The sequence below is a fragment of the Nitrosomonas cryotolerans ATCC 49181 genome, from assembly GCF_900143275.1.
GTDB classification, from domain to species: Bacteria; Pseudomonadota; Gammaproteobacteria; order Burkholderiales; family Nitrosomonadaceae; genus Nitrosomonas; species Nitrosomonas cryotolerans.
In genome coordinates this window covers 385088-396641 of the sequence record NZ_FSRO01000001.1, presented here as the reverse complement: position 1 = coordinate 396641, position 11554 = coordinate 385088, and the positions used below count along the sequence as shown (strand labels likewise).

Below are 11554 nucleotides of genomic sequence, written 5' to 3'. Positions count from 1 at the left end.
TCTATATTACCCATCAATGATCAACTACTGGACAAGCTAGGCATGTCCCACTTCGTTAGACAAATTGGAAAAATCAATGCCCAACAACTTCATCGCAGCAGGCAGTTTCTCTTCAGATGGTAAATCAAAAATCACACTCGATGAAGCAGGCACGGTAAGCCATGCATTTTGTCCCAATTCATGCTCAATTTGACCAGGAGCCCATCCTGCGTAACCCAGCGCAACCAGAATCTGTTCAGGGCCCTCCGAATTTGCGATTGCCTGCAGGATATCAAGTGATGTCGTAAGTCCCACTTTCTGATTTATCGCTAGTGTTGATTGCCATTTTCCTACCGGATGATGCAACACGAATCCACAATCAAGTTGTACTGGCCCACCAAAAAGTACGGGAGGTATTTCCTGCGGCGGATCAGCTGATGGAATACCCAGCTGTTTAAACAAATTCGCTAAAGTAAGATCAGTTGGACGATTGATCACCAATCCCAACGCTCCCTGTTCATTGTGCTCACAAACATAAGTCAGCGTTTTTGAAAAAACAGAATCCATCATCGATGGCATTGCAATCAAGAAATGGTCAGTCAAATTGAGATTCTGCATAAATATGTCTTACCTATATGAATGAGCCTTCCATTTTGTTTGCTGCAAACTCACGGGCGCCAATTCCTTCCCATAATGCCGCAATTTAAATCACCAATAAGCTATTTCTAAACCCAGTATGCTGTCCGAGTCATCACTTTTGAACCCATTTTCATCGCTAATTTTACGGGTAATGGAAGCTCAGCCCCACCATGCGACATGGCCATAGCTGCATGACTTGCTTCGTCAAGTTGCATCTGCACAACGATGGCGCGGCTCTTTTCGTCATTATGCGGCAAACGCTGCAAATGACCTGCCAAATGTGCGCCAACCTGGTATTCAGTTTCAGCAAGAAAGCCGAGATTCCATTTGTCGCCAAGTGTACCCGCTATCACACCGATCATAAAAGAACCGCCGTACCATAGCGGATTAAGCAGACTCTTATGTCCACCTAGTTCTGTTATACGACGCTCGGTCCAAGCCAGATGTTCAGTTTCTTCACGAGCTGCCTGCATCAGGGTTTGCTGTATCACTGCATTCTGTGCGGTTGTTGCCTGTCCCTGATATAAAGCCTGCGCACATACTTCACCTACATGGTTAATGCGCATTAATGCAGTAGATTCTTTCCTTTCTGCATCAGTCAATTCCGCTTCAGGCAGATCACTGCCTGGAACAGAGCGCAACGTCTGTGCAGGCGCCAGGAGTGTTCGTAAAGCACCGTCAAAGCCGATAATAAATTTATCAATATTGAACATAATCAATTAAACTGAGTGAACGATAGAATTAATCATGGTGAATCCCCATGCACATTGTATCTTTTAAATTTCAAATAGGTATTTTCTCAAAAAATACCCGCATTATTAACATTCAGGTTTTTTTATTGTATACCCATTTGTCTTGCGAGTAACGTTACTGGATGTAACAATTCAACATCCGATCCTATCTCGCGCAGACCGTTCGCAATATGTAATGAACATCCGATATTCGATGTAACCAGATAGCGTATACGGCTATCGAGCACAGCGGACACTTTATCATTCAGGAGCTTTTCCGCCAGATCCTGCTGATCCAGAAAATAAGTTCCCGCAGCACCGCAACACTGACTGTTCCCCTTTAACGGTACCACTTCTGCTTGTGGAATACGCGCGATCAATGCGTAAGGATAGGCCTGATCACGCAACACATTACGCAAACTACATGGTTCGTGTACAGCAATTTTATATGGTAATGGTTGTATCTCGATATCCTCCCATCCCTCCGCTACCGTTAGAAACTTGCTGATGTCTGTAATACTGTTCAGACGCTTAATTTCTTTACTTCCTTCTGATCCGCTCACAACGTGATTATTTCTCGAGTTCCGAGAAACCGATGCCGGCTCACTCTTTCCTTCCCGACCATAAACATGACCAGACTCTACTAACTGCACACCACAGCCTGATACAGTACTGATGATCGTATCTAAATTGTATCTTTCAAAAGCCATTTTATTTTGCTGAGCCAATTGTGCCGCCATTCTTGTTTCTCCACTATGTTGATGCAAAGCACCACAGCAGGTCTGATCTGGTGGCACAGATACGGTATAACCGAGACGATTCAATACATAGATGGCCGAATTAAGCGTAGCTACATCCACCAATCTTGCTACACAACCTAAAAATAGCCCTACTTCACCACGCACTGCTCCGACTGCAGGATAAGTCTCCTGCCATTTGCTTTGAGTTGTCTTCCTGTTATTTACAGAAGAACGATAAGGCAACCCAACGGGTGGTAATTGCACTATGAGCTTAGCCAGTTTTATTTTTCCTAATTGCCTTGATTTTTGTAACCAGTGCGACAGCCTGCTTTTCTGGAAAAAACGAAAAAGCAGGCGCAAACTATCAAAACGTGCCGGTTTGGCAATAATTTCTTTTTCTGCCAAAATTCGTAATCTAGATTTTTTCTTGACTGCTCTATTCCTACTCCTTGTTAGATCAGACTGCTTAGATAACGGCGTAAATGATGAGGCGGCCATCATGACACGCGTCTCATCAATCAGTTTCCCATAAGCGACATTATTAGGACAAACCAACTCGCACGCGCGGCAAGTCAAACAACGATCCATATGCTGAATAAAACGCTCATTCATTGGGATACGCTCACTGACGACTCCGTTCATCAAAGCAATACGTCCACGCGGCGAATCCGCTTCCGATTTCGTCAAATAGTAAGTTGGACAATGTGGCAGGCAAAGACCGCAAGAAACACAGCGATCTGCCTCTTTACGAATAAAGTCTTGAGAGAATTCGGGCAAAAATTTAACAGAACTCATTAGCATCTTCTTTATATAATTTAATCATAGCCATCATCACTGCACATAGACAGGTAAAATACATAAGCAGCCTATCCGGAACATCAAAACAAATACAACTGAATCACACACATAAAGCGCATATAAAAATTTTATTACTTGTCAACAAGACAAGAATTATCGTATTATTATGGGTTATTGAGTTTTTAGATTCTTCGCTAAATTATAAGTTCATAGGCAAAAATATGGTCATTATTAGACTGGCACGAGGCGGCGCAAAAAAGCGTCCTTTTTTCAACATGGTTGTAGCGGATTCACGCGACACGCGTGATGGCAGGTTTATTGAGCGAGTCGGTTTCTATAATCCCAGAGCAACGGGAGGTGAAGAAGCATTACGCATGCAGATAGATCGTATCACCTATTGGCAATCCAAAGGTGCGCAAATGTCTAATACCGTGACACGGCTGATTAAACAGTTTGATGCAAAAACAGAAAATCCTGCAAACGACTGATCAAAATCAACCAGAGAAAAAGATGGTCGTGATGGGGCATGTTATCAGCCCTTTCGGTGTGCGGGGCTGCATTAAAGTTCGTCCCTATACCGAGTACATCGATAGTTTGCTTGATTATTCGACGTGGTGGCTGGGCGATAAAAATGGTGGCTGGCGTGAAATTCGAATTATCGCTGGCCACGTCAGTGGTAACACCCTAACTGTTGAGCTAGAAAATTACCATAATCGGACCTTAGCAGAGCCATTAAAAGGATTACAGGTTGCAATTCCGCGTAATCAATTACCTGATCTAGCAGAAAATGGTGAATCGGGTTATTACTGGTCTGATTTGATCGACAGCAGCGTCGTGAATCTGAAAGCTGAGAAATTAGGTAAAGTCATCGGATTGCTGGAAACAGGTGCCAATGATGTACTGCAGGTTCAAGATTCTAATGCGGGCAATAAAGAAAGACTCATTCCTTTTATCGATCAGGTTGTTATGAGAGTAGATCTGCAATCCAAACAGATAACGGTAGATTGGGGAATGGACTATTGAGATGACGGATAATGTCTTTTGAATTTGACGTCATTACGCTCTTTCCAGAAATGTTTGATGCTGTAACCCAATATGGAGTAACAGGGAAAGCAAATAGAGACACCGTATTTCGATTAACTAAGTGGAATCCACGCGATTTCACCCAAAATCGATATCGCACAGTAGATGATAGCTCCTATGGCGGAGGGCCGGGCATGGTAATGTTGGCGCAGCCATTGGAAGCCTCTATTACTCAGGCGAAGGCCAGACAGGTGGCACTGGGAATTGACAAAACAAGAGTTATTTATCTTTCTCCTCAGGGAAAAAGCCTGAATCATGAGATGGTCATACAGCTGAGCAAATTACCAGGCTTAATATTGCTATGTGGTCGCTATGAGGGAATAGATGAACGCCTGATAGCATCTCAAGTGGATATGGAGATTTCAATCGGCGACTACGTGCTCTCCGGTGGTGAATTAGCAGCGATGGTATTAATTGACAGCATCGCGAGACAAATTCCCGGAACACTCGGCGACCCAGAATCAGCACACCAGGATTCATTTGTAGATGGGCTACTGGATTTTCCCCACTACACGCGTCCAGAGGTATATAAAGGGAATGCGGTACCCGCAGTACTATTGTCTGGGAATCACAGCAAAATAAATCGTTGGCGCTTACAACAGGCATTGGGCAGAACGTGGCTAAAACGACCGGATTTGTTGAAATTAAAGACCGTTTGTGGAATAACTGAGGAAGAAGAAGCGCTGCTGGAAGAATTTAAACAATCCTATAAAACTAAATAGAGCTAGATGGCAAATAAGGAATAAGATATGAACTTGATCAAGCAACTAGAAACAGAAGAAATCAATCGCCTTAATAAAAACATACCTGATTTTTCTCCCGGTGATACGGTTATCGTGAGTGTTAATGTCGTCGAAGGAGAGCGCAAACGTATACAGGCATATGAAGGTGTGGTCATTGCTAAACGTAACCGAGGCCTCAATTCCGCATTTATTGTCCGCAAGATTTCAAATGGTGAAGGTATAGAACGGACTTTTCAAACGTATTCACCACTCATCGCCAATATAGAAATCAAGCGTCGTGGTGCCGTACGCCGTGCAAAGCTGTATTATCTCAGAGACCGCTCCGGAAAATCTGCACGTATTCGCGAAAAACTTCCTGCTCGTGCCAGCAACAATAAAAAGACGGTACAGGAAACAGTCTAGTCTCAGTAATGACTATGAGCACCATACCGGGAACGCAGGCATGCGCGCGTTCCCTTCCCTTTCTTCTCTCGTGCCAGGAATCATTATTCTAATAGGATTTTGACATTTTCTGCTGGGCGACACAATATGGCTTTATCCCCACGCACCACGATGGGTCGCTGAATCAGATCAGGATTATCAACCATTATCTTAATAAGCTCTTCGTCTGATATCGCATCAAAATTAATTGCTATCGATTCTTCTTTACGTAGCACATCACGTAACGACAAATTTAATTTCTGAATCAGCGCCTTTAGATCTTCCACCGTAATTGGCGTCTCATAATAGTTAATAGATTCAAACGCAACGTTATTTTCCTCCAAAATAGCGAGTGTTGCTTTGCATTTACTGCATGTCGGCTTCTGATAAATTGTAATTTTATCGTTCATAAAAAAACATATCCTTCAATTCATATTCCTTTCACGTACTCTGGATAAATCCATACATCCGTTATCCACCATCATCTCCAATTCTAATTGGCAAGATAATTCCTACAACTGGATTACTTAATACCACACTCAGCTGATATGGCTTTATAAGCCGCTGACGAACCTTTTAGTCCAAAAGTATCGGTTGTTGCTGTCCCTCGCATGGATAAACCTTTCACCGTAAGTGAGCTTCCTCGCTGAATCGCAAGGGCAAGTTTACTATCAGTCGCTTCATCAGATGCCCAAGCAGATTCGCCTTGTGTGAAAAGAGTAAAATTCTGACCATCAATTCGTACGGTTACTTCGCTGTCTGGTTTGTAAGGATAGCCTGCATTATAGCTAAACACATGCTTGCTCCCCTCAGCGGGCCGGTGAGTTATTAAAGCAAAAATATCGCCACGTTGTTTATAGTTCCCTTCTTCTTTTTTTGGCTGGCTGAGCATGTAGCAGACTTTATTCTTATTTTCCATAAAAACATAGGCTGTCCAGTCACCGTATTCACCAATCATTTTTGGATCCGACGCCTCTACAACATTGGATAAGACGAGAATGGCACCAAAAATAAATATTTTTTCAAATTTTAATCTCATTACGAAAATCCTGAGAAATAGAAGATCATTGCAGTCCTTGAGATCAAGCCCAAAGAATATAGATTCATTCACTAAATAAAGGGCAGATAATACGTACGTTACCTTATTCAGCTTACATTGGTTCTCAATCTGCCCTTTAGCACCGATTAAGGGCTAAATAAATAGAATGCTGTTTCATCATGTTCAATCAACAAATATCTGCGCTCGATATGAGTTAATTTAATTAGAACAGATGGTTAGCAACCTTCCATTTTGTATATGTAATAACCATCCTTATTAATTGCCTCAGTTACATCAGCTGGAGCACTCTGGCTATGACAGAAACTGCATTCCTTACTGGTCACTACGGCATCCCCTTCGCCAATCGAGGCCAGCCATTCTTTAGCATATTCAACTGCTTTCTGATCATCCTTTACCCCAGTGAACACATCAAAGTGCATTGTATGGCCATCCTTGGCTTTAACATAAGTATCATAAACATGAATTTGCATATTTTTTCCTTATAGATTCATAGTTGTAAATTAGTGCAGACCGGCTGATTCAGGAAACTCAAGGAGAACTGTAACATTTACCACATTCAAGCTTGAAGCGATATGCCCGCTTACCTGATAAACAGTAGCTATTCAACTCGATTTGGATAAAAGCGGCTATAGTATGTTCTCTTATTCACTCACCGGTCATGAAAACCACCTCAGGCAGGCCAGCATGCTGCCAGTTGAAATTGTACACGATCTTTTTTTAAACAATTCATCGAAATTCCGTTGATTTCAAGCATGAATACTTATTTTTATCACGAAAATTAATATTATGCCGTTTTCCTGCGGGCAACGATTACACCATCCCGCGTCGGATTTATAAAAGCATCAAATAAGGGATCGCTAAAAATAAGCCGATTATGTTCAAGAATTGCCTCAGTCCAACCGGGCACGATATCGGTAAAATCCTCGACAGCAACGCGCCCGTGCCATAGAACATTATCTGCAATGTATAGACCACCCGGACGAATCCGATCTCTGGCCATTTTCCACACATCAGGATAATCCCCCTTGTCAACATCATTATAACAAATATCAAAATCACCACTGGTTTGCATAAAAATTTCCTGTGCCAGTCCAACGTGAAAATTGATCTTATTCCATACACCCGCAGTGGAAAGATACTTCTCAGCCATTTCTTGATTGCGCGAATCACCATCGCTACAAATCATTTCCCCCTCAACACCCAATGCTTTTGCAAACCAATATGCGGAATACCCATAACCGCTTCCAAACTCAAAGATTCGCCGGGCGTTAATCATCTTTGCCTGAGTCTCAAGAAAGATACCGACTAAACGATCAACGATTGGAAAGTTTTTTTGCCTCGCAAGCGCTTCCATCTCTATCAATACCGGATGATCGGTTTGATTCACTAAGCTGCGCATATAACCTTCAATCGCCGGATCAACTGGCACCAAAGCGCTTGGATTTTGTACTGTTGGAGAATATATATCGATCATTTCTTGTCCTCACAAAAAAGAAATTCAATCCTTATATACTGCTAATCGTATGTTCAATAAGCAAAATAATATCACGGCAATTTTTTCTTCAAACAAGTTATGCCCGCCCATATTTCCCCTCTGGGCTGCTTCTATTGTTATTAACAAAAGATCAGCCGCACTTCTTTTGCCAGCGAATAGCAATCGCGGTAATCACCAGTAATAATAAGGGAATCCGACTATAAATAATGAAGGTATCAGTTAATCCTGCTAAGAAAATATAGCTGACTAAGGCCATGCCCAGAACAGGAAGATGATGTCTTTTAAATGTTCGATACCAACTCCATAATAGAAAAGCTAAAGCCAGCATACCCAGGATACCAATATGCATACCTATTTCAATCCAATCGTTATGATAATGAGAAGTTCTATGAAACCTGGGGAGATCTTTGTAAATACCTCCTTTATATGTCACAACCGAATTCTCAAAATAGCTTTCGGGCATACCCGTACCATGCCCCAATAATGGGCGTTTGGCAATACCATCTAAACCTACGTCCCACATAGCCAATCGGTATCCCACGCTCGTACTATAGTTTCCTTGTTGAAATAACGCTATATCACGCTTAGCCTGGGTAAGTCGATCCTGGAAAGCAGTACTACTGAAAGTAAATAGTGACACCACCATTATGAATGATAGCAAGATAGCTCCGCACCTTCTTATTTTTTCCCGATTTAATAAAAAAAATAGAAATAACAGAGTGATCAGTGTTGCCAGAAGAACGCCTCTTCCATTCTGATTAAATTGAATAAATAAAAGAATCAACGCGAAAGCCCATAGCAGCATGCTAATCCGCTTTGAGTAACGACTCACATCCGCAAGATAAACTGCCAGTATCGCGCCAATTCCGAGCATCGCTGAGAAGCTCAGATAAGACATCTTAAAGAGTGCGACACCGGGCTCTCCCAGAATAACGAACTGATGAATACCGGCGAATAAAACACCGGCATATCCAGCCAGCAGTCCCATCATCGCCCAGGGTAAACGTTTCTTATTCAGAAGTGACAGAAAAGGAATAAACATCAGCAGAATAAAATATTTCTTCCACTTCAAGCGACCAATTTCAGGTGGATCGCTCCAAAGTAATCCCAGCAATAATGCAGCGCATAAAACAAGAATCGACTGAGCCAGTGGCTCCTTGATTATCAGCCTCAGCTTACCGAGGCCATTATCAAAAAACCAGACCAATATTAATAATAAGAAACTAGACAGATTCAGCTCATTACGCCAAATTGCCAGACAGAAAAAAAACAAGGCAAATTTTACGAGTATTTCGCGCCATAAAATGCCCATTTGCATCCAACTGGACAAACGGATTTTTTCTTCATCCATTGATTTCCCCAACCCAGAGCCGTATTATACTTGTCTCACTTCCTGATCCTATCTGGAAACTTATTTCCTGAGAAACAGAGGAAAACAATCCATTTTTCTACTGATCCGGGTATCAATCCGAGAAGACGATTTTATGCAATTACGTTTTCCATAATATAACTTCAAGTTTACGCAAATAGACAAAAATGGCCAGTAAGCCCCGTAATGCATACGGAATACCCGGCAAAATCCATACAGCAGAAATACGTTTATCATTACGTATGCAACCACGTAACATGAGCCTAACTATCGTCACCAAACCAGTTCGACTATTCCGCATCTGCAAGCAGGATAGTTTGGGCACGGGTACCGATGTCAGCCAATGAACATTACCCCCTTGCCGAAATATATCCTCGATAGCATTGTGCAGCTCGTCTGGCAAGTCGCAGCAATCTGAAACCAACACAATATTGCGGCGCACATCAGGGTAGCATGAAAGATAAAGCCCGCGATTGTGTTGCATCAATGATCGATAAACCTGACCGCGTCCGAATGAACCGCCACCCCTATGATAAATACGTGTGTCAGGATGCACGCCCATACGCCAGTTCTGTTGATTCAGCCGACGACTTAAATCCATATCCTCAAAGTAACCACGGCCAAATTTTGGGTCAAACCCACCGACTCCAGAAAAAACACTACGCCGAATCAGAAATGCATAGCCTTTGTAATGATAAACAGGAATATAGCCGCCTGGTCGACGCAAGTATCGGTTCACATCATATCGAGTAAAACCATCTTGCGCTGGACTAACAATAGCTAGCTGCGGGTCAGCTACAAATGTCGCATACAATACAGGCAAAAAATCCGCACACATCTCGGTATCAGAATTCAATATCAGCACGAAATCGGCATTAGATCGAGCAACAGCCTCGTTAACGGACATACCAAAACCCTGATTTCTCTGCGCATGATAAATATGGATATCAGCGTATGGCAACTGATCCAGCATCTCGCGTGTTTCAATATCCGATGCGTCATCTTGAATATAGATATATCGTATCGATGGACTCAGATAGGCAACCACCGAATCAATACAGCGCCTTGTCAATGCCGGCGCATTATAGACCGGAATGATCACGTCAATCGATGGCTTCCCAGATACATTCGTCATCTCCTGGCAAGATCCTCAGCAATCAATGAACCGTAAAAATACAATACTAATACGTTTTATTCTTTCCGGGTTTGCATTTCCAATAAGCTAACGTAACGAGGTAAAACATCTGTCCCTCCAACATCCAGCATTTCTCTGAGAAAGCGCTGACGATGCGCTTCAATATAAAAGACATCACAACCATGGGATAGGAAATAATCAATTTTTTCGTATACATCATCTCGGCAGTGCAATGCGGTTTCAGGCATAAATTCGGCAAGCGCGGAACGACCCGCATGCAAATAGTCCGCTGCCAGAACAGGCTTACTTGCCTTCACTGCCTCAAATACAACCGACGTGGCTAAGTCAATAATAACATCCGACCAGTTCATCAAATGAGTAGAGTGGATGCCATCATCCGCCATAGTCACATTTGGCAAACGCCTCAATACAGTACTTTTGGTTAAGGATTGTTTCCAGCCGCCACGTGTATGTGGTTTGATCATCAACTCTACTCCCGGAAAAGCAGCGATCATCCTTACCATTTCTTCGACTTCTTCCCAGAAAGTTGTGAAATTCGCCTTTCTCAGAAATATAGCTATCTTAAGACGACTATCAGAACGTACCAATGGCGAAGGTGGTAACAACAACGCCAATCTCGCTAACCACTCATCACAATAGCGCGGTGAACCCAATATTGCTATTTTTCTGGCATCCAGAAACGGACGGAAGCGCTTGGAACACAATTCATTTGGTACCACAACCTGATCGAACATTCCTGCAGCAGAGAATGAAATATCAGGTTGGAGGCGCCACTCTCCGTGTCGAATCAGTTGACTGGCATGAGGACTGTCACCATGAGGCAACGATACGGTTCCCAATCCTCTAGTACGGGCCATCGCCACCACCACTTCAACCCACTCAACGCAGATTGCTGAGTTCCTTTCAATCCAGTCGAAGACAATAACACCCTGCTGTCCCTCTTTAAAACCATATTCAAATAAATATCGAGCAGTTCGGTGCCAGATCAGTCCACGCCTTTTAGAATCATAGATTTCGGCCAATAACTTAATAAGCGGCCCCATGAAAGAATGATGCGAACTACGAACTAACAATAACATTTGCAATCGCCACCGCATAAACTCCATGAGGGAAAGCAGTTGACGAATATGAATGACACGAACCCCGTCCAATTTTTTCAAAAACTCAATACGAAAGTCCTTGATAAATCCTGCTTTTCCGATTATCACCACATCACAATGATGGCCAGAGTGCACCCATTCGGAAATAACCGGTACAATATGATCGATATCGTTATAATGGCGAAGAAAAAAAAGTGCTTTCATATTACTTGCGGTTCATAATAAGCAGAATCAGAAATGA

At 42.6% G+C, this 11554-nt stretch carries 14 protein-coding genes; 4 read left to right on the top strand and 10 right to left on the bottom strand.

The annotated features are described in order from the left end of the window. Nucleotides 1-36: 36 nt before the first annotated feature. From BUQ89_RS01735 to BUQ89_RS01725, 3 genes are all read right to left on the bottom strand, one after another. Nucleotides 37-597, bottom strand: coding sequence for a YqgE/AlgH family protein (locus BUQ89_RS01735; RefSeq protein ID WP_028461578.1), 561 nt, complete (start codon nucleotides 595-597; stop codon nucleotides 37-39). A 107-nt stretch (nucleotides 598-704) separates the two neighbouring features. Next, the gene (gene coq7 / locus BUQ89_RS01730; protein ID WP_028461579.1) at nucleotides 705-1331 is read right to left on the bottom strand and encodes a 2-polyprenyl-3-methyl-6-methoxy-1,4-benzoquinone monooxygenase; all 627 of its coding nucleotides are present in this window, start codon (nucleotides 1329-1331) and stop codon (nucleotides 705-707) included. Between the two features lie 122 nt (nucleotides 1332-1453). Further along, nucleotides 1454-2884: a (Fe-S)-binding protein gene (locus BUQ89_RS01725; RefSeq protein ID WP_036573088.1), complete on the bottom strand. Its 1431-nt coding sequence runs from the start codon at nucleotides 2882-2884 to the stop codon at nucleotides 1454-1456. A 224-nt stretch (nucleotides 2885-3108) separates the two neighbouring features. On the opposite strand from BUQ89_RS01725, the gene rpsP reads away from it, so the two are divergent. From rpsP to rplS, 4 genes are read left to right on the top strand one after another with little or no spacing between them, the layout of a single operon-like run. Then, nucleotides 3109-3375 (top strand): 30S ribosomal protein S16, encoded by a 267-nt coding sequence (gene rpsP / locus BUQ89_RS01720; RefSeq protein ID WP_028461581.1) that lies wholly within the window; start codon nucleotides 3109-3111, stop codon nucleotides 3373-3375. A gap of 22 nt (nucleotides 3376-3397) precedes the next feature. Then, nucleotides 3398-3910, top strand: a complete 513-nt coding sequence (rimM, locus tag BUQ89_RS01715; protein WP_028461582.1) for a ribosome maturation factor RimM — start codon at nucleotides 3398-3400, stop codon at nucleotides 3908-3910. Between the two features lie 11 nt (nucleotides 3911-3921). Continuing rightward, a complete protein-coding gene (gene trmD, locus BUQ89_RS01710; RefSeq protein ID WP_028461583.1) occupies nucleotides 3922-4692 on the top strand; it encodes a tRNA (guanosine(37)-N1)-methyltransferase TrmD in 771 nt (256 codons plus the stop codon). Nucleotides 4693-4719: 27 nt separating this feature from the next. Continuing rightward, nucleotides 4720-5115 carry a 50S ribosomal protein L19 gene (gene rplS / locus BUQ89_RS01705; RefSeq protein WP_028461584.1) on the top strand — a complete coding sequence of 132 codons (396 nt, stop codon included), beginning with the start codon at nucleotides 4720-4722 and terminating at the stop codon, nucleotides 5113-5115. An 83-nt stretch (nucleotides 5116-5198) separates the two neighbouring features. Here the strand turns inward: rplS and BUQ89_RS01700 are convergent, their stop codons facing one another. The 7 genes from BUQ89_RS01700 to BUQ89_RS01670 form a co-directional block, all read right to left on the bottom strand. Continuing rightward, nucleotides 5199-5543 carry an ArsC/Spx/MgsR family protein gene (locus tag BUQ89_RS01700; RefSeq protein ID WP_028461585.1) on the bottom strand — a complete coding sequence of 115 codons (345 nt, stop codon included), beginning with the start codon at nucleotides 5541-5543 and terminating at the stop codon, nucleotides 5199-5201. Nucleotides 5544-5656: 113 nt separating this feature from the next. After that, nucleotides 5657-6172, bottom strand: a complete 516-nt coding sequence (locus BUQ89_RS01695; protein WP_028461586.1) for an invasion associated locus B family protein — start codon at nucleotides 6170-6172, stop codon at nucleotides 5657-5659. Between the two features lie 236 nt (nucleotides 6173-6408). Beyond that, a complete protein-coding gene (locus BUQ89_RS01690) occupies nucleotides 6409-6663 on the bottom strand; it encodes a DUF2024 family protein (RefSeq protein ID WP_028461587.1) in 255 nt (84 codons plus the stop codon). Between the two features lie 314 nt (nucleotides 6664-6977). Next, the gene (locus tag BUQ89_RS01685; protein WP_028461588.1) at nucleotides 6978-7667 is read right to left on the bottom strand and encodes an O-methyltransferase; all 690 of its coding nucleotides are present in this window, start codon (nucleotides 7665-7667) and stop codon (nucleotides 6978-6980) included. Between the two features lie 151 nt (nucleotides 7668-7818). Further along, entirely contained in the window at nucleotides 7819-9039 is a 1221-nt protein-coding gene (locus BUQ89_RS01680) for an O-antigen ligase family protein (RefSeq protein ID WP_245812869.1), read from the bottom strand. A 139-nt stretch (nucleotides 9040-9178) separates the two neighbouring features. Next, on the bottom strand, nucleotides 9179-10192 hold the full coding sequence (locus BUQ89_RS01675; RefSeq protein ID WP_036573091.1) for a glycosyltransferase family 2 protein: 1014 nt from the start codon (nucleotides 10190-10192) through the stop codon (nucleotides 9179-9181). Between the two features lie 56 nt (nucleotides 10193-10248). Further along, nucleotides 10249-11517 (bottom strand): hypothetical protein, encoded by a 1269-nt coding sequence (locus BUQ89_RS01670; RefSeq protein WP_028461590.1) that lies wholly within the window; start codon nucleotides 11515-11517, stop codon nucleotides 10249-10251. Between the last annotated feature and the right edge of the window lie 37 nt (nucleotides 11518-11554).

Excerpts from the sequence above, each read along its gene's own strand:
- BUQ89_RS01690 (WP_028461587.1), bottom strand. The coding sequence starts at position 6,663 with ATGCAAATTCATGTTTATGATACTTATGTTAAAGCCAAGGATGGCCAT.
- rpsP (WP_028461581.1), top strand. The coding sequence starts at position 3,109 with ATGGTCATTATTAGACTGGCACGAGGCGGCGCAAAAAAGCGTCCTTTT.
- BUQ89_RS01725 (WP_036573088.1), bottom strand. The coding sequence starts at position 2,884 with ATGAGTTCTGTTAAATTTTTGCCCGAATTCTCTCAAGACTTTATTCGT.
- rimM (WP_028461582.1), top strand. The coding sequence starts at position 3,398 with ATGGTCGTGATGGGGCATGTTATCAGCCCTTTCGGTGTGCGGGGCTGC.
- BUQ89_RS01700 (WP_028461585.1), bottom strand. The coding sequence starts at position 5,543 with ATGAACGATAAAATTACAATTTATCAGAAGCCGACATGCAGTAAATGC.
- BUQ89_RS01680 (WP_245812869.1), bottom strand. The coding sequence starts at position 9,039 with ATGGATGAAGAAAAAATCCGTTTGTCCAGTTGGATGCAAATGGGCATT.
- BUQ89_RS01695 (WP_028461586.1), bottom strand. The coding sequence starts at position 6,172 with ATGAGATTAAAATTTGAAAAAATATTTATTTTTGGTGCCATTCTCGTC.
- coq7 (WP_028461579.1), bottom strand. The coding sequence starts at position 1,331 with ATGTTCAATATTGATAAATTTATTATCGGCTTTGACGGTGCTTTACGA.
- trmD (WP_028461583.1), top strand. The coding sequence starts at position 3,922 with ATGTCTTTTGAATTTGACGTCATTACGCTCTTTCCAGAAATGTTTGAT.
- BUQ89_RS01670 (WP_028461590.1), bottom strand. The coding sequence starts at position 11,517 with ATGAAAGCACTTTTTTTTCTTCGCCATTATAACGATATCGATCATATT.
- BUQ89_RS01735 (WP_028461578.1), bottom strand. The coding sequence starts at position 597 with ATGCAGAATCTCAATTTGACTGACCATTTCTTGATTGCAATGCCATCG.
- BUQ89_RS01685 (WP_028461588.1), bottom strand. The coding sequence starts at position 7,667 with ATGATCGATATATATTCTCCAACAGTACAAAATCCAAGCGCTTTGGTG.
- rplS (WP_028461584.1), top strand. The coding sequence starts at position 4,720 with ATGAACTTGATCAAGCAACTAGAAACAGAAGAAATCAATCGCCTTAAT.
- BUQ89_RS01675 (WP_036573091.1), bottom strand. The coding sequence starts at position 10,192 with ATGACGAATGTATCTGGGAAGCCATCGATTGACGTGATCATTCCGGTC.